The organism is Solirubrobacter pauli, assembly GCF_003633755.1.
GTDB lineage: Bacteria > Actinomycetota > Thermoleophilia > Solirubrobacterales > Solirubrobacteraceae > Solirubrobacter > Solirubrobacter pauli.
Map to the genome: position 1 here is coordinate 2,290,540 of NZ_RBIL01000001.1, position 16,475 is coordinate 2,307,014.

Here is a 16,475-nt window from a genome sequence, read left to right on the forward strand (position 1 = left end):
CGAGACTTGCGCGCACGCTGACACGGTGTCAGCAATCTGGCATTCGGTCACAGAGGCGCATCTCACGCCGCGGTTGCGCCACACTGCAGACCTTCGTGCCCGTCGAGCTCTCCTTCTGCGTGGTCAACACCGAGCAGCGCGGTCTGCTGCGCTACTGCCTGGACTCGATCGCACGCGAGCGGGCGACCGTCGACTTCGAGTCCGAGGTCATCGTGCTCGACAACGCGTCCCAGGACGGGTCGGTCGAGGTCGCCAGCCGCCATCCGGTGGTCAACGAGGTGATCGCGCTCCCGCAGCGCCAGGGCAAGGCCGCGAACGACTCGCTGCTGCTCGAGCGCGCGCGGGGCCGCTACTGCCTGCTGCTCAACGAGGACTCCGAGCTCGAGCCCGGCGCGACCGTCGCGCTGCACGCCGCGCTCGACGCCGACGACCGCGCGGGCGCGGCGGGCGCCATGCTCGTCCGGCCCGACGGCGCCCAGCAGCCCTCGGCCTGGCGCTTCCCGTCGGCCAGCACCGCGCTGTTCACGGCGCTGTGGCTGCACAAGTCGATGGTCGTCCAGAGCAGCGGCGAGGCCGTCAAGCGCGTCGACTGGGTGCAGTCGGCGGCGATGCTCGTGCGCCGCTCGGCCGCCGAGGAGATCGGCTACTTCGACACCGACTTCTTCGTCTACTCCGACGAGGTGGACTTCTGCAAGCGGCTGCGCGACGCGGGCTGGCACACGCTGTACGTGCCCGACTCACGCGCCGTGCACCACGAGCAGCTGCAGACCGGCAACGTCCCGAGCCGCCGGATCGTCGAGTTCTCGCGCAACCGCGACCGCTACATGCGCAAGCACCACTCGTGGATCTCGGCACAGGCGGTCCGCTGGCTCACGGCCTGGACCTACGCCGTCCGGGCCGCCGGCGCGCTCGTCATCCCCGGGCACAACCCCAAGCGCTACCTCAAGCACGTGAGCTCCACGCTCGCGCCCAGCCGCGGCGAGGGTCTGCGCGAGGGCGCGGAGGAGTTCAACCGGCGCTTGGCGCCTCCGATGGGGCCGGCCGGCTTCGACGACTGAGCAGGCCACGGGCGGCGCGCAGCTCGCCCGGCCGGAAGAAGCGGGTCGCGACCAGGGCGACCGGCAGGGCGGCGAGGACGAGCGCGCGGGTGACGAAGCCGGCCGCGCCGTCCGTGGGCAGCAGCAGCTCGCCGGCCGCGGTCAGCCCGCCCACGACCACGACGACCTGCGCGAGCCTCGCCCACTCGAACGCGACCGGGAACAGCGAGTGGGTGAGCGCCCACATCGCGACGAGCATCACGGCGTACGCGCCCACGAGCGCGAGCCCCGCGCCGGCGATCCCGAGCGGGGGCACGAGCACCACCAACAGGACGACGTTGACCGCGAGCCCGCACAGCGCCGCGGGGGCGTTGCGGACCGTGACCTGCGCGCGGGCGGCCATCGCCACCAGCACGAGGAAGAGCCCGTAGAGCGCCCAGCCGAGCGCGACCCAGGTGAGCGCCTCGTGCGCGGCGTAGAACTCCGGCGCGGCGAAGATCCGCACGAGCCAGCGGCCGAGCAGCGCGATGCCGGCCACGACGAGCCCGGTGAACAGGACGTAGTACGTGGTGATGCGGGCGTACACGCGCGCCGCCTCGGCGTCGTCGGCGATCGAGAAGGCCAGCGGCGGCCACGCCAGCTGGAACGCGCGGACCGTGAAGACCACGATGCCGGCGAGCTTGACGCTCAGCGAGTACAGGCCCGCGTCGTCGGGGCTCTCCGCCCGGTAGAGCCACAGCCGGTCGACGAAGAAGATCAGGAACACGGAGACCTCGGCGGGCACGGTCGGCAGCCCGAAGCGCAGCATCGGCGCGAGCTGCGGGCGGCTCGGTAGCCCGATCGCGTCGCGCTCCACCCACCACAGCCCGAGCAGCACCACGGCCGAGGCCGCGTAGTTGCCGAGCACGAGGCCGAACGCGCCCTGATCGGCGACGACCACCAGCAGCACGGTCAGCAGGACCGTCAGCCCGACGTTGATCAGCGACGCGATCGCGAAGTCCCGCGCGCGCTCCTCCACCCGCAGCAGCGCGTAGACGAGCTCGAGGTTCGTGAACGCCCACAGGCCGAGCGCACCCGCGCGCACCACGTCGGCCTGCTCCGTACCGAGCAGGGCGCGGCTCACGGGGTCCGCGAAGACGGCGACCAGCAGCGCGGCCACGGTCGTGATCGCCAGCAGCGTCCCGATCGCCGTCCGCGCGAGCGTGCGCCGGCGCTCGGGGTCGGCGTCCAGGTAGTGGAAGCGCACGAACGCCTCCCCCAGCCCGAGCCGCAGCACGATCGAGCTGAGGATGATCGTCGTCAGGATCAGCTCGGCCGTGCCGTAGTCCGCGCGCGTCAGATGGTGCGTGTAGACCGGCAGCAGCGCGAGGGCGACGACCTTGGAGACCGCGTCGGCGAGCTGATACGCCGCCCCGGTGCGCAGCAGCCGTCGCAGATACCCCGTCATTGTGTGGAGCACGCTAGCGTCCTTGCGCGATGACCGACCCGGCCGGCGGCTACGGATGGCGAGCGGGACCCGCGGGCGCCGCGGCGCGCGCGGAGCGCTCGCACGGCGACGAGCCGGCGGCGATCGGCGTGCTGCTGCTGCCACGCACGCTCGAGTCGTTCATCCTGCGTGACCAGGCCGAGGACCTGCTGAGCGCGCCCGGGATCGTCGCGGTCGAGCCGGCCCGGATCTCGTACGGCGCGTACCTGCGCCTGCCCGCCTCAGTCGGTGACGGGCTCGCCGCCACCCAGGCGAAGCGGCTCAAGCTGCCGGGCGTCCCGCGCCTGATCGTCATCTTCCACCCGCTGCAGTATCCGCTCGCGCGCGGGTTGATCGCCCAGCACCCGGACGTCGAGCTCTGGTACTGGCAGTGGGACCGCTTCGACGCCGCCTACGACGCGTCGCCGCGCCAGCGCGACCGGCTCCAGGAGCTGCACCTGGCCGCCTCGCTGCGGGCGAAGAAGAACGTCGTCGTCACGGACGCGCTCGGCGCGCTCGTCGACGAGGAGGCGGGCCCGGCCCAGCTGATCCCGCTGGCTGCGGACTCGTTCCCCGCGCCCGATCCCGGCGCGACGGTCGTCGCGGTGTCGCTCGGGCACCTGGGCCACCGGACCGACTGGAAGCTGCTGCGCGCGGTCGCCGAGGGCATGCCGGAGCTCGTGCTGCTGTTGATCGGCGCCTGGCACGAGGCCGAATCCGGCCACGACGAGGACTTCCAGGCCTGCCGGCGGGCGCCGAATCTGCTCTGGCTCGGGCACCGGTCCGACGAGGAGGCCGCGCGGCTGATCGCGCTGGCGGACGTCGGCATCGTGCCGTTCGAGCGCTCGGACTTCAACGAGACCGGCCTGCCGTACCGGATCCTCAAGTACGCGCGGCTCGGACGCCGCACCGTCTCGCGTGACCTGGCGGGCGTCCGCACGTGGGCGAACGCGGTCACGACCGCCGAGACGCCCGCCGCGTGGATCGCCGCGTTGCGCGCGCACGCGGGCGCGCGGGTCAAGCCGGACGCCGAGCTGCGCGAATGGGCGTTCGCCCAGACCGCGCACGCGCAGAACCGCCCGCTGTGGGAACGGATCGAGGCACTGGGGATCGAGAGCGGACGGCTCGGCAGCGAGCGCGTCAGCAGCGACGATACGCCGTCAAGATCCCGGCGGAAGCGACGCGCTCGAACGCCGGATTCGGCAGGTTGACCGTCGGCTTCGTGCCGTCGGCGAACCCGTAGCGGCGCAGCGCCTTCTGGCTCAGCGCGTAGACCTCGACCCCACGGTCGCGGCGCAGCGCGCTGCGGGCGCCGATCCGCGCGTCCTCGAGGTGCCACTTGGCGTCCGGGACGAGCCGGTAGGTCGGGAACGTCAGCGTTCCGCAGGCCATGCCCTCGCGCACGGCGGGGTCGTCGAGCAGCGTGACGAGGCTGTCGTGCGTGGAGCGGATGAAGCGCATCTCCTCGGTCACGTTGGTGAGTGACGGCGCGAGGATGACCATGCCGATCGCCCCGACCACGGTGGCGCCCGCGCTCACCCGCAGCCACAGCGCCCGGACGCGGCCCTCGGCCTCGGTGAAGCCGACCAGCGCGTAGCCCGCGAACAGGCACATCGCGACGGCCGGAACCGTGAGGTAGCGCGGCAGGATCGAGAGCCCGAGGATGCCGGTGCCGACGAAGGTGATGATGCCGCCGGCCAGCAGCGCACCGGGCACGAGCAGCCGCCGCCACCCGAGCAACCGCCACGCCAGGTACGCGCCGATCGGGGCCAGCAGCGCGACCGGCGGGCGCACGGTCGAGCCGATGAACGTGACGAACGAGCCCGGGACGTGCTGGATCCCACGCACCCGTCCGAGGTCCTCGGCCAGCGCGGACGTCGCCTGGATCGAGTGCAACGGGTTGCCCGTGACGATCAGGTCGGTCAGGCACCACAGCGCCGGGGCCACGAAGACGATGGGCAGGTCGCGCGGACGGCGCTTCCACAACCACCACAAGCCCGTGAGGACCCACGCCTCCGGGCGGAGCAGGCCGGCCAGCACGAGCAGGACGGGCACGCCCCGCCGGTCCTCGGCCGCCAGCACGCCCGCCCAGACGACGAGCGCGAGGAACGGCGGGTCCACGTACCCGCGCGCGGCGTAGAGCAGGAAGGACGCGGAGGCGGCCACGAACAGCGCGGCCAGCGCGCCGCTCCAGCGCCCGAACACCGCCGCGCCGAGCCGGTACGTGCCGAGCACCAGCGCCGCGTGCGCGAGGAAGCAGACGAGCACGAGCGCGCGGTCCCCGCCCTCGCCGAACACGAGCCCGAGCAGGGCGGCGAGCACGATGTAGAGCGGGTGCTGGGTCGGCGCCGCGTAGGCCTCGAAGGACGGCAGCGACCCGTTCAGCAGCTCCCGGCCCCAGACGAGGTGGTAGTAGGAGTCGTAGTTCGGATAGGTGCGCGTGAGCGCCCATACGAGCACGGCCGCACCGACCGCGAGCAGCGTGGCGGCGAGCTCGACGCGCCGCGAGAACCGCGAGCGGGCGGGGGACGGGGCCCGGGATGTTCGCCCCTCGGGCGAGCCGTCGCCACTCATTGGGCGGTGCGCGCGACCGCCGCCGGCTCGGTGCGGTGCCCGTTCAGCGCCGCGGCCGCGTCGTCGTCGGGGCGGCGGCGCGAGCGCGGAGCCGAGGCGGCCAGCGCGGAGCCGAGCGCGAGCAACGTCCAGGTCACCGGGTCCTCGAGGAACGCGGCGTACATCCACGTGTGCAGGACGAGCGCCGCGAAGCCGGCCGCGATCGCGGCACGGACCGGGTTCCCGCGCGCGCGGCTCAGCAGCCGCCGGAAGGCGAGCACGAGCAGGGCGACGTACAGCGCGAGCCCGACGAGGCCCTGCTCGGCGGCGACGGTGATCGGGATCGTGTGGGAGGCCGAGACCGCCTCACGGCCCGACGCGCGCTCCGCCCGCCGGTACTCCGTGTTGAACGAGCCGGAGCCCCAGCCCGTCAGGAGCTTCTCCCCGGCCAGGTGGACGCCGCCCTCCATCAGCTCGACGCGGCCCGAGGTGGCGTCGTTGAGCGAGTCGGAGTCGAAGTCGAGCCGCAGCGCGCTCGGGAAGGCGAAGATGACGACCGCGGCGATCACGACCGCCAGCGCGACCGGGATCGCGACGAGCTTGGCGCTGTATTTCAGCGCCGCCAGCACGGCGAGCCCGAGCAGCAGCGCGGCGAAGCTCGACTGCGAGAGCGTGGTCAGCAGGCCGCCCCAGAGGACGACCAGCGCGGCGATCGCCAGCAGCAGGTTGCGCGGGCGCTTCGCCCACAGCAGCACGGACGCCAGCCCCAGCATCACCAGCGCGAGGAAGCGCCCGTAGATGTTCGGGTCGAAGAACAGCGAGTTGACCCGGAAGTACTCCTCGACCTGGTTGGACGCGATCACCTTCGGGTTCAGCAGCAGATGACGCGTCTGGAACTCCCAGAACCCGATGCCGGCGAAGATGAGCGCGAGCACGACGAGCGCGCCGCCGCCCCACAGCAGCCGCCGCGGCGTCCACTCCAGCCCGCGCAGCAACACGAACAGGAGCGCGAACGGGACGTAGAAGAAGATCACCTGCTCGAAGGCCTTCGCGTGGCCGTCGCCGTAGATCGACTGGGCGGCGTAGAGCACGATCCCGCCCATCAGCACCCACTCCAGGCCGCCCGCGTTCTCGGCGGGCGTGCCGGCGTGCCGGGCGGCGAGCCTCGGGACCAGCCACGCCAGCGCGCCCGCGCCGATCACGACGTAGAGCGGTACGAGCAGGTTCGCGGTGCTGCCGCCGGCCTCGACCGGCACGCGGAACGGCAGCGCCGCCAGCGCGAGCACGGCGAAGAACCCCGGGCGACGCGCGAACAGCCAGGCGAGGCCACCCATCGCGACCACGCCGACGCACGCCGCGACCAGGCCGAGCACCGGCCGGTTGCGGACCGTCTCCACCTGCGGCGAGTTCCAGATGTCCCCGAACAGCAGGACGGGCGTGAGGATCAGCGCGCCGAGCATCGCCCACGCGCGCCCGCGGACGGTGCGGCCAAGGACGGCGGCCGCGGCGAGCGCCGCGGCGACGACCATCCCCGCCAGCAGGACGGCTTCCGGGAAGGCGGCGGTCTCGCTCATCGGCCTTCGGACCTGATCCGCGGCTGCACGCCTCGGAGGATGTCGTAGATGTTCCGGGTCACCTGCGCCACGTTCGGATCGTCCAGCTTGGACGGCCATTCGGGAAGGCCGACGCGGATCACGGTGCCCTTGCCGAGCTGCACCGCCGACAGGGCCGGCCGGAGCTCGCGCGCGGGCTTGCCCGACTCGGCCGCCGCGGCTTCCTCCTCGGGCGTGAGCGGCTGCCCGACGCCCGACAGGAGCTTGCCCTTGCCGATCGACGTGGCTTCTTCCAGGCGGGTGAAGTCCGGGAGGTCCAGCGCGCCCTCCATCAGGCCGTAGCTCGCGCTGGCGTCCGAGTACTCGCTCAGCGTCACCGGGCCGCTGGTCCTGCGCTCGCGCGCGACGCGCGTGCCGAACGGGTCGGCCGCGGCCGGCTGCGTCGGGCGCTCGAGCGTGCCCGAGTCGTCCGTGTTGACCACGCGCAGGCGGACTCCGCGGCGCAGCGTGTCCGAGCCGAACACCGCGAGCTTGCCACCGTCCTCGACGTAGTCGCGCAGGCGGCGGCCGAGCGCGGTCGTCACCCACGTCATCGAGCCGGCGAGGATCACGCCCTCGCGGTCGGACGCGCGCGGGTTGCGCGTGAGGTCCAGGTCGATGTCACTCGTCAGGTCGTACCGCAGCTTCCGGCGGTCCAGGAACACGAGCACCGGCGCGATGTCCTCGGCGAAGCCCGCCGGCAGGCCGTGATCGCCGGCGAACATCCGCGGCCAGCGCACCTTGTCGCCGGTCAGCAGCGTGTTCGGGAGCCCGTCGAACGGCCGGTCGTCGACGCGGTCGCGGCCGATCCACGTCAGCGTCGGCATCACGACCAGCACCTTCGCGCGCTCCTTGGCCTGCACGAGGAACGGCACGGTGGTCGACCAGCGCCCGGCGCGCAGCTCGAGCAGGTACACGCCCGAGTGGCTGTCCGGCGCCCGGAACACGAGCTTGGGGTCGGTCGCCGTGCCCCGCTTGACGATCCGGCGCTCACCCACGCGACGCACGCGCCAGCGGAACTCGGCCCCGCGCGCGTCGACGAACACCTCGGTGCGCCCGCCCGCCGTCACCGGGCGCACGGGCGGCTCGGCGCTGATCCCGCGCACGGTCAGGCCGGGGCGGCCGGACACCGCGCCGGGCTCGAACTCCGAGGGCGAGACGCCGATGTTGCCGGCGGCGTCACGCACGCGGGCCTGGACGATGTAGGTGCCGGGCGGAAGCGGCTTGCCGGCCTCGTCGAGGCCGTCCCAGCGCTTGCGTGCGTACCGACCCTTGCGGTGCAGGGTCCGGACGAGCTTGGGCTCGCCGGCCAGGTCCGTCCGCAGGATCCGCAGCGTCGTCTCCGAGCGGGAGCGCCCGCGGATGTAGATGTCGATCGCGCGGTCGCCCTGCGAGACGATGTTCTGCAGCCGTGGATCGCGCTTCTGGCACGGATCGCCGAGGCACACCTGCGGGGTCGGCGCCTTCGTGTCCACGTTCATGGTCTTCTGCAGCACCGCCGAGCGTCCCTCGTCGCGGAGCGCGACGCGCAGGCGGTAGCGGCCGTCGGGCACGACGGCGCCGTCGTCGTCCTTGCCGTCCCAGACGAGCCGGAGCGGCCGGTACGGCGCCATCGGGACCGCCTCGCGCAGCCGGCGGACGCGGTCACCGTCGATGTCGACGACGTCGACCGTGGCCACGTCCTCGACCTTGGTGGAGATCGAGAGGTTGCTGACGTCCTTGGAGCCGTCGCCGTTGGGTGAGAAGAACTGCGTGATCGCCCGGACGGTGATCACCGGCGGCTCGCTCTTGAGCCGCTGGGCCACGAAGAACGCCGCGAACGTCGCGCCCACCAGGATCACGAACGTGATCCGGGCGACGAGCGTCATCGCGCCGGCCCGCGGCTCAGCCGGTGGACTTGTCTTGGCCAATGATCGCGACCACGTTCCACTCGCGGCCGTCCGCGACGGCGCTCGCCTGGCCCTGGATCTCCTCCGAGAGCTGCTCGACACGCTCGATCCCGAGCACGTCGGCGACCTGCTCGGCGGCGGCCTTGTCGCCGCGGGCGTACATCACGGTGGAAGTGGTGGTCTGACCGGCCTCGCCGAGCGTGGCGGGCTCGATGTTGCCGTCGGGGTAGCCGTCGGCGACGAGCTCGCGCTTGTACTTGGCGGCGAGCTGGCCGGTGGTGGTGGCGTTGAAGACGACGATCTGCGCGTCTTCCTTGGTCACGCCCGGCGCCGGCGTCGGCGTCGCGTCGGCCGCACCCTCGCCGTCGCCCTCCGGCGTCGGCGTGCTCGTGACGTTCGGCTGGCGCGCGTTCGGGTCGTCGTCGCCGCCCATCTGCATGAAGCCGTAGGCGACCGCGGCGATCACCAGCACCGCGAGGATCGCGCCGATGATGATCCCGCGCGCGCCGTTGTCACGGCGTGGTGGCGGAGCAGCGCCGCCACGACGGGGCGGCGGCTGCTGCGTGCGTCGCGGCGGGAGCGGCTCGACCCGGCGGGCCGCCGGCGTGGCCGGAGGCGGCGGCACGTGCCCGCCACCGCCGTTGGTGGACGGCGTCGGCGCCGGGGGGACGTCCGCGACGGTCTGGGAGGCCGCGACGGCGCTGGCGGCCACGGCGGCCGGGGCCGCGTGGTGCTTGGGCTCGTGCGGCTCGTGCACGCCGGCGGCACGCGCGAACGCGAGCGCGGCGACCTCTTCCGGCTTGAGCTGGACCGTGCCGTTCGCGGGCGCGGCCGTGACGGGCTGCGCCTGCACGACGCGCTGCGGCTGCGCCGCGACGGGCTGCGCGGCCGGGGCGCGACGCACCTCCTGCGCGTAGCCGGCCTGCTCGAGCTCCGCGGCCCGCTCCGGGGCACGCCCCGCCCATTCACGCAGGCGCTTGACCTCGCGCGCCTGGGCGAAGTAGAGCAGCGTGAGCACAGCAAGGCCGAAGAAGGCGGCGATGCCGATGTAGGCACCGTACTTCTCGACCTGCTCCTGGAGCGAGAACGCGAGGAAGACCATGGGAGCCGGAGCCCAGAAGTCTAGGAGGCCGCGTCGCCGGACGGCTGTGCGGGCGTCGTCCGGCCGGTCGAGAGCTCCGCCACGGCGACCGCGAGAGCGGCCGCGTCGCCTTCCGCGACGAGCAGTCCGACCTTGTCGAACACGTACTCCACCCATGCGGGATCCACGGCCGGACGGGCGGCGCGGCGGATGCGCTCGGCCGGGGTCGGCTCAGGGGTCTCGTACGAGTTGAAGAGCTGCTCGTGCAACTTCTCGCCCGGACGCCGGCCGATGATCTCGATGCCGATGTCCTCGCCGACCTTCAGGCCCGAGAACTCGATCATCTGCTTGGCCAGCTCCATGATCGCCACCGGCTCGCCCATGTCCAGCGCGTAGACCTCGCCACCGCGGGCCAGCGAGCCGGAGCGGATGACGAGCTGGACGGCCTCCGGGATGGTCATGAAGAACCGGGTCATCTCCGGGTCGGTCACCGTCAGCGGACCGCCCGCCGCGATCTGGCGCCGGAAGATCGGCACGACCGAGCCGGAGGAGCCGAGCACGTTGCCGAAGCGCACCGCGCAGAAGCTCGTCTCCGGGAAGCGCGCGTTCGCGGCCTCCACGGCCCACTCGGCGAGCGCCTTGGACGCGCCCATGACGGTCGCCGGGGCGACGGCCTTGTCGGTGGAGATGAGCACGAAGGTGTCGACGCCCGCGTCGCCCGCGACCGTCGTCAGCGCGCGGGTGGCCAGCGCGTTGTTGCGCACGGCCTCGATCGGGTTGGACTCCATCAGCCCCACGTGCTTGTACGCGGCGGCGTGGAAGACGACGTCGGGCCGGTGCTCGGCGAACACCTCGCGCATGCGCTCCTCGTCCTTGACGTCCGCGAGGACGGAGACGGTGGTGAGCACGTGCCGCTCGTCGACGAGCTCGCGCTCGATCTCGAACAGGTTCGCCTCGCTGTGGTCGACCAGCACGATCCGGCTCGGGTTCACACGGGCGATCTGGCGGCAGATCTCCGCGCCGATCGACCCGCCCGCGCCCGTGACGAGCACGCGCTGGTCACGCAGGTAGTTGCCGACCGCCTCGATCTCCATCCGCACCGGGTTGCGGCCGAGCACGTCCTCGACGCGCACCTCGCGCAGCTGGCGGGTGAGCCGGTTGCCGTTCTGCAGCAGCTCGAACACCGTGGGGACCGTCCGCACCGGCACGCCGCGCTCCCGGCACGCCCGGACGACGCGTCCGCGCAACTCGCCGGAAGCCGACGGGATGGCGATCATCACCTCGTCGGGCTCGACGTCCTCGAGCACCTCGTCGAGCTGGAAGGTGGTGCCGAAGACGTCCGGCCCCTTCTTGTTGTCGTCGACGAAGCCGACCGGGCGGTAGCCGAGGTCCGGGTTCTTGCGCAGCTCGCCGTCGAGGAGATGGCCGCCGCTGCCGGCGCCGATGATCAGGACCTTGCGGCCGTTGCGACGCGTGCGCCAGCCGGAGATCCCGCGCATGAAGATCAGGTGGGCGACGAAGCGCGAGCCCGTGAGCAGCGCGCCCAGCAGCAGCCCGTACCCGAGCAGCACGCCGGCCGGGATCGACAGCGGGCGCAGGCCGTCCGTGGAGACGACGAGCACGGGCTGGACGATCGCGACGTAGCCGACCAGCACGAGGACGGCGATGACCGTGCCCTCGGCGATCTTCAGGTACTCGCGCTGCGACGAGTACCGCATCCAGTGCCGGTACATGCCGACGACCGCGAAGCAGACGATCGAGCCGACGATCGCGAACGTGAGCGTCCGCCAGAACAAGCTGGAATACCGGGACGGCAGATCGCCGTCGAAGCGGAACCAGAAGGCAAGGTAGTAAGCCAGCGCGACCAGCCCTGCGTCCAAGGCCACCTGCGGAACAGCGTGGCGATGGATCGGAAAGGCCGCGCTACGGAGCCGGCGGCGCATCCCGAGCAGTGTATTGGGCGGCGCGGCGCGAAGACGCTGCGCTAACGCGCGCCAACAAACAGGTCCGTGAAGACCTTCGGGTCGCGCCGGACACGCTCCGGAGCGGTCGCCGGGTCGCGCTTGGCGAACACCACGTCCTCCGCGCGCTCGAGGTGCCGCAGGCGCCCGGTGGCGATCAGCGCCTCGTCGACGGCGCCGAGCGTGCCCTCGAACGTCGTCCACACGGGCGTGCCGAGCGCGACCGCCTCGCGGTTCATCGTCCCGCCCGCGGAGATCACCAGGTCGGCGTAGGCGATCAGCGACTGCGCGTCGATCGCGCGCTCGGGGACGATGAAGCCCCCCTCACGCGCCAGCTCGGCGCGCTGCTCCTCCGTCCGCGGCAGCACGACCACCTGCCCGCCCTTCAGCCGGTGCAGCACCTGCGTGAACACGGGCGCGTCGAAGCGGTGGTAGAGCGAGACCGCGGGCGGGGTGCGCACGACCGCGATCGGCAGCGCGGAGTCCAGCGAGAGCTCGGCGAGCACCGCCGGGTCCGGCTCGAAGTCGGCGAGGTAGTACTCCTCCTTCAGCCCCGCGTAGGCGCGGATCTTCTGCGGCGTCGCCCCGTACGGCTTCAAGCGCTCGAGCGGGATCACGTCCGGGACGACGATCCCCGACGCCAGCCGGCAGTTGATCGCGTGCTGCTGGCGGGCCCACTCGTAGTCGAACGCGGTCACCGACGGGATCCGCAGCAGCTTGGCCGCCACCGAGATGTCGTTGGACCCGTGACCGAGCGCCAGGTCGATCCTGCGCCCGCTCGCCCAGCGCGTGAGCGCGCCCGAGCGCGAGACCAGGCCGAGGCCCTTGGCCGCGAGCCGGCCGCCGCGGTGATGGCCGATCGCCGTGTGGTCGAGCCGGAAGCGCTCGAGCAGCCCGAGCGTCTGGGCGAAGTCCCGCGCGGTGATCAGCACCTCGTCGCCGCGGCGGCGGAGCTCCTCGATCACGGGCCGCATCACCAGCACGTGCGGGGAGTTCGTGAGGTCGATCCAGACGCGCACGGCGTGCACTGTAGTTGCGGCAAGTTCGCTTGCGGACGCGCCCAGGCTTGACGGCCGAGCCGCGCGCGCCATACGCTCTCGGGGCCGGCCCGCGCCGCACCGTCCAGCCATGTTCACGTCTCAGTCCCTGCGAGCCGTACCCAAGCCCGGCTCCGTTGGCTTCAAGGAGCACCGGCTCGACGACGTCGTGCACCAGATCGACGTCGCGGGGGCGCTGGAGGACATCTCCGAGCTGAGCCGCCGGATCGAGGCCGCGCTCGCCGGGGGCGTGCGCTGGCTGATCCTCGACCTGAGCGAGGCGGCCGTCGTGTCCGACCTCGTGCTCGAGGGCCTCGTCGACGCCGCGGGCGCGCTGCGCTCGCGCAAGGGCGAGTTGATCGTCGCGGGCGCCCAGCGGCACGTCGCGCAGCGCCTCGCCGCCTACGACGTCGCGCACCGCCCGGCGGTCGCCGCGAACGTCGACCAGGCCGTGATGATCCTCAAGATGCTGCGCCCCAAGACGGACATCCGCCGCGCCAAGCAGCGGATCACGTCTTTGCAACTCCCAAGGATCGAACCGCACTAGCTGCTCTACCCTGCGGCGCGTGCTTCTCGCGTCCATAACCGATCCGATCGTCAATGTCGCCGTGGACGTCGTCCGCGAGATGGGGCTGGTCGGCGTGTTCCTGCTCATGCTGGGCGAGAGCGCGTGCCTGCCGATCCCGTCGGAGGCGACGATGCTGTTCGCCGGCTTCAACGTCGCCGAGGGTGAGTACTCGCTGCTCCTGGCGACGTTCGTGGGCGTCGCGGCGAACGTCGTCGGCTCGTGGATCGCGTACGCAGTCGGCTACTTCGGGCGCGTGGACCTGATCGAGAAGCACGGCCGCAAGGTCCTGATCAAGCAGCACCACCTCGCGACCGCGGACCGCTGGTTCGAGCGCCACGGCGACGCGACCGTGTTCTTCTCGCGGATGCTGCCGATCGTGCGGACGTTCATCTCGCTGCCCGCCGGCGTGGCCAAGATGCCGTTCTGGCGCTTCACGCTGCTGACCACGCTCGGCTGCATCCCGTGGGTGTTCGCGCTCGTGTTCATCGGCCAGCAGGCCGGTGACCGCTGGGAGTCCTGGAAGGACAGCCTGCACTACATCGACTACGCGGTGGTCGCGGTGATCATCGTCGGCGCCGCGTGGCTGTTCTTCCGGTGGCGGCGCGGGCGTGGGGACGCCGGGCCGGCCGCCGATGCGCCGTCCGCCTGAGCTCGCGCAGGTCGCGGCGCTCGGGCTGATCCAGGGCGCCGCCGAGCTGCTGCCGGTCTCGTCCTCCGCGCACGTCGCGGCGGTGCCGCGGCTGCTCGGGTGGGACGTGGCCACGTGGGACGCGGCGCGGCGCAAGGAGCTCGAGGTGGCGCTGCACGCCGGCGCGGCGCTCGCGCTCGCCCCGGAGTTGCTGCGTCTGCTGCCGGACGCGCGCACGCTCGCGCTGTCGCTGGCGCCGCCCGTGGTCGTCGGCGGGCTGTTCGAGCGGGCGATCGAGGAGCGCATGGGCGGCCTCGTGCCGGGGCTGCTGCTGGGGGCCGCCGCGCTGGCCCTCGCCGACTCGCGACCCGTGCGGGAGTCCCCGGGTGAGCCCGGGTGGTGGCTCGGGCTCGCGCAGGCCTTGGCGCTGATCCCGGGCGTGTCGCGGTCCGGCGCGACCCTGGCCGCGGCCCGCGCGCTCGGCTACTCGCGCGCCGAGGCGTCGCGGCTGTCGTTCGGGGTGGCCGGGCCCGTGCTCGTCGGCGCGACCGCGCTGAAGGCCTGGCGCGGACGCCGGACCGCCGATCCGCAGGTGCTGGCCGTCGGCGTGGCGGCGTCGTTCGCGGGAACGCGGATCGCGCTGGGGGCGTTCGGGCTCGAGCGTGGCCGGTTGTGGCCGTTCGCCCTCGAACGGACCGCGCTCGCGGCACTCGTGCGCTACGGTCGGCGATCGTGAGCACCGACGCGTACGCCCAGGCAGGAGTCGACCAACACGGAGCCGACCGCGCCGTCACGGCGTTGGTGTCCGTCCTCAAGACCATCGATCCGGGTCGGGCGTCACGCTCGCGCCTCGCCAGCGGCCACTACGCCGCCGTGCTGGAGGTGGCGCCGAACCTCGGCATCGCGGTCGGGACGGACGGCGTCGGCTCCAAGCTGATCCTGGCCGAGCAGACCGGGCGCTACGACACCGTCGGCATCGACTGCGTGGCGATGAACGTCAACGACGTCGTCTGCGTGGGCGCGGAGCCGATCGCGCTGCTGGACTACCTCGCGGTCGAGCAGGCCGACCCGGCCGTGATGGAGCAGATCGGCGTCGGCCTCAAGCGCGGCGCCGAGCTCGCGGGCGTGGAGATCCCGGGCGGCGAGGTCGCGATCCTGCCCGAGCTGATCCGCGGCCATCCGTCACCGAACGGCTTCGACCTGACCGCCACGTGCTTCGGCACGGTCGCGCTGGACGCGATGGTCACGGGCGAGACGATCGCGTCGGGCGACGCGCTGATCGGCGTGCCGTCGAGCGGGCTGCACTCGAACTCGTACACGCTCGCGCGCAAGGTCGTCGAAGGGCTGCCGCTCGACCAGGCGTTCGAGGGCGGCACGCTCGCGGACGCGCTGCTCGAGCCGACCGTGATCTACGTCCGCGCGGCGCTCGAGCTCGTGCGCAGCGACGTGGACGTCCGCGGCCTCGCCCACATCACGGGTGGCGGGCTGCTGAACCTCAAGCGCCTCAACGAGCGCGTCGGCTTCGCGATCGAGGACCCGTTGCCGAACGCCCCGATCATCGCCTTCGTCATGGAGCGCGGCAAGATCTCCACGTCCGAGGCGTGGGAGGTCTTCAACATGGGCTGCGGCTTCGTCGCCGTCGTCCCCGCCGACCAGGCCGACGCCGCGACGGCGATCCTCGCCCAGCACCACCCCGGCGCCCGCCGGATCGGCACGGTCACCGACCAGGCCGGCACCGTGACCGCACCCGGCTACTAGCGGAAGCGCCAGGCGGCGAACGAGCCCGGCAGCAGCGCGTTCGTCCCGATCACGTTCGGCCGCAGCTCGAGGACCTCGACGTCGTCGCGCGCGTCGAGCACCTCGAGCAGATCCCAGCTGTAGTGGTTGAGCTCGATGTAGCGGCGGCGCAGGAGCCCGAGCAGCGAGTCGGGCTGCACGCCGGCGAGCGCGTCGTAGACCAGGACGCGGTCGATCTTGTCGCGGTGGCGGGCGAGCGTCTCCACGGCCGTGGCGGCGGTGGGGAGCTGATGGAGGACCATCGAGAGCACCACGACGACCGGTCCGGTCGCCTGCTCGAGCGGCTCCGCGTCACCGGCGACGAGGTCCACCGGCCCGACCGGGAACGTGTGCAGGCGCTGCGCGAGCGCGCGGCCGGCGGGAGCGAACTCGCCGCCCGCGACGTGCAGCTCGGGCGCCAGCTCGGCGATCCGCGCCAGGTGGTAGCCGTAGCCGCAGCCCAGGTCGACCACGGAGGCGGCGCCGGCCAGGTGCGGGCCGACGAAGTCGAGCAGCAGCGCGGTCGCGCGGTCGAACGCCGCGCCGATCGGCTCGACGAGCAGCTGCTCGTCGAGCGAGACCGCGACCGGCGTCTCCGGGTCCCCCAGCTCGAGCCGCTTGATCGCCTCCAAGCTCAGCGACGGGTCGGCGTCCAGGGCGCGCATGAGCGTGCCGTACTTGTCGCGGTCGTACTCGCGCAGGATGCTCTCGGGCGTCCGCGGCTCGCGGGCCTGGCCCGTCAATCCCAGCAGTCGTGCGGGCCACGGGGACCAGCGCGGCAGGTCGTCAAGGGCGATCTCGGTGCGCGTCACGCTCATCGCCTGGCAGAATGCCAGGCCGAACTGTGAGTCGTCGCCTCAAGATCGCCGTAAAAGACCACCGGGGCGA

Annotated in this window: 14 protein-coding genes; 6 read left to right on the top strand and 8 right to left on the bottom strand. The window is 72.7% G+C overall.

Features of this window, described 5'->3' with window-relative positions:
- The first annotated feature begins 95 nt into the window (after positions 1-95).
- The gene (locus tag C8N24_RS10785; RefSeq protein ID WP_121250032.1) at positions 96-1,058 is read left to right on the top strand and encodes a glycosyltransferase family 2 protein; all 963 of its coding nucleotides are present in this window, start codon (positions 96-98) and stop codon (positions 1,056-1,058) included.
- Here the strand turns inward: C8N24_RS10785 and C8N24_RS10790 are convergent.
- Positions 1,009-2,484: a lipopolysaccharide biosynthesis protein gene (locus C8N24_RS10790; protein ID WP_121250033.1), complete on the bottom strand. Its 1,476-nt coding sequence runs from the start codon at positions 2,482-2,484 to the stop codon at positions 1,009-1,011. The genes C8N24_RS10785 and C8N24_RS10790 overlap by 50 nt on opposite strands.
- A gap of 29 nt (positions 2,485-2,513) precedes the next feature.
- Here C8N24_RS10790 and C8N24_RS10795 point away from each other — a divergent pair, with 29 nt between their 5' ends.
- Positions 2,514-3,713, top strand: coding sequence for a glycosyltransferase family protein (locus tag C8N24_RS10795; protein ID WP_121250034.1), 1,200 nt, complete (start codon positions 2,514-2,516; stop codon positions 3,711-3,713).
- Here the strand turns inward: C8N24_RS10795 and C8N24_RS10800 are convergent.
- From C8N24_RS10800 to C8N24_RS10825, 6 genes are all read right to left on the bottom strand, one after another.
- Positions 3,643-5,076 (bottom strand): ArnT family glycosyltransferase, encoded by a 1,434-nt coding sequence (locus tag C8N24_RS10800; protein WP_121250035.1) that lies wholly within the window; start codon positions 5,074-5,076, stop codon positions 3,643-3,645. The genes C8N24_RS10795 and C8N24_RS10800 overlap by 71 nt on opposite strands.
- The gene (locus tag C8N24_RS10805) at positions 5,073-6,629 is read right to left on the bottom strand and encodes an O-antigen ligase family protein (protein ID WP_170179000.1); all 1,557 of its coding nucleotides are present in this window, start codon (positions 6,627-6,629) and stop codon (positions 5,073-5,075) included. The genes C8N24_RS10800 and C8N24_RS10805 overlap by 4 nt, the downstream gene beginning before the upstream one ends.
- Positions 6,626-8,515, bottom strand: coding sequence for a N,N-dimethylformamidase beta subunit family domain-containing protein (locus C8N24_RS10810; RefSeq protein ID WP_121250037.1), 1,890 nt, complete (start codon positions 8,513-8,515; stop codon positions 6,626-6,628). The genes C8N24_RS10805 and C8N24_RS10810 overlap by 4 nt, the downstream gene beginning before the upstream one ends.
- Before the next feature lie 16 nt (positions 8,516-8,531).
- Entirely contained in the window at positions 8,532-9,638 is a 1,107-nt protein-coding gene (locus tag C8N24_RS10815) for a LytR C-terminal domain-containing protein (protein WP_121250038.1), read from the bottom strand.
- 20 nt (positions 9,639-9,658) lie between these two features.
- The gene (locus tag C8N24_RS10820; protein ID WP_245971825.1) at positions 9,659-11,503 is read right to left on the bottom strand and encodes a polysaccharide biosynthesis protein; all 1,845 of its coding nucleotides are present in this window, start codon (positions 11,501-11,503) and stop codon (positions 9,659-9,661) included.
- Between the two features lie 98 nt (positions 11,504-11,601).
- Positions 11,602-12,597 (bottom strand): DUF354 domain-containing protein, encoded by a 996-nt coding sequence (locus C8N24_RS10825; protein ID WP_121253120.1) that lies wholly within the window; start codon positions 12,595-12,597, stop codon positions 11,602-11,604.
- Positions 12,598-12,706: 109 nt separating this feature from the next.
- Between C8N24_RS10825 and C8N24_RS10830 the strand changes: the two genes are divergently transcribed.
- Genes C8N24_RS10830 through purM form a run of 4 tightly spaced genes read left to right on the top strand, consistent with a single transcriptional unit; the run spans position 12,707 to position 15,569 of the window.
- Complete coding sequence (locus C8N24_RS10830) at positions 12,707-13,162, top strand: STAS domain-containing protein (protein WP_121250040.1); 456 nt, start codon at positions 12,707-12,709, stop codon at positions 13,160-13,162.
- A 19-nt stretch (positions 13,163-13,181) separates the two neighbouring features.
- Entirely contained in the window at positions 13,182-13,832 is a 651-nt protein-coding gene (locus C8N24_RS10835; protein WP_147447742.1) for a DedA family protein, read from the top strand.
- Entirely contained in the window at positions 13,816-14,547 is a 732-nt protein-coding gene (locus tag C8N24_RS10840; protein ID WP_147447743.1) for an undecaprenyl-diphosphate phosphatase, read from the top strand. Before C8N24_RS10835 ends, C8N24_RS10840 begins: the two co-directional genes overlap by 17 nt.
- Positions 14,544-15,569, top strand: a complete 1,026-nt coding sequence (gene purM / locus C8N24_RS10845; protein ID WP_121250043.1) for a phosphoribosylformylglycinamidine cyclo-ligase — start codon at positions 14,544-14,546, stop codon at positions 15,567-15,569. The genes C8N24_RS10840 and purM overlap by 4 nt, the downstream gene beginning before the upstream one ends.
- On the opposite strand, the gene C8N24_RS10850 is transcribed toward purM, so the two are convergent.
- Entirely contained in the window at positions 15,566-16,405 is an 840-nt protein-coding gene (locus C8N24_RS10850; RefSeq protein WP_121250044.1) for a class I SAM-dependent methyltransferase, read from the bottom strand. The genes purM and C8N24_RS10850 overlap by 4 nt on opposite strands.
- Positions 16,406-16,475: the final 70 nt, after the last annotated feature.

Bases quoted from the DNA above. Each gene is read 5' to 3' on its own strand.
- C8N24_RS10790 (WP_121250033.1), bottom strand. From the start codon at position 2,484: ATGACGGGGTATCTGCGACGGCTGCTGCGCACCGGGGCGGCGTATCAG.
- C8N24_RS10795 (WP_121250034.1), top strand. From the start codon at position 2,514: ATGACCGACCCGGCCGGCGGCTACGGATGGCGAGCGGGACCCGCGGGC.
- C8N24_RS10800 (WP_121250035.1), bottom strand. From the start codon at position 5,076: ATGAGTGGCGACGGCTCGCCCGAGGGGCGAACATCCCGGGCCCCGTCC.
- C8N24_RS10805 (WP_170179000.1), bottom strand. From the start codon at position 6,629: ATGAGCGAGACCGCCGCCTTCCCGGAAGCCGTCCTGCTGGCGGGGATG.
- C8N24_RS10810 (WP_121250037.1), bottom strand. From the start codon at position 8,515: ATGACGCTCGTCGCCCGGATCACGTTCGTGATCCTGGTGGGCGCGACG.
- C8N24_RS10815 (WP_121250038.1), bottom strand. From the start codon at position 9,638: ATGGTCTTCCTCGCGTTCTCGCTCCAGGAGCAGGTCGAGAAGTACGGT.
- C8N24_RS10830 (WP_121250040.1), top strand. From the start codon at position 12,707: ATGTTCACGTCTCAGTCCCTGCGAGCCGTACCCAAGCCCGGCTCCGTT.
- C8N24_RS10840 (WP_147447743.1), top strand. From the start codon at position 13,816: ATGCGCCGTCCGCCTGAGCTCGCGCAGGTCGCGGCGCTCGGGCTGATC.
- C8N24_RS10850 (WP_121250044.1), bottom strand. From the start codon at position 16,405: ATGAGCGTGACGCGCACCGAGATCGCCCTTGACGACCTGCCGCGCTGG.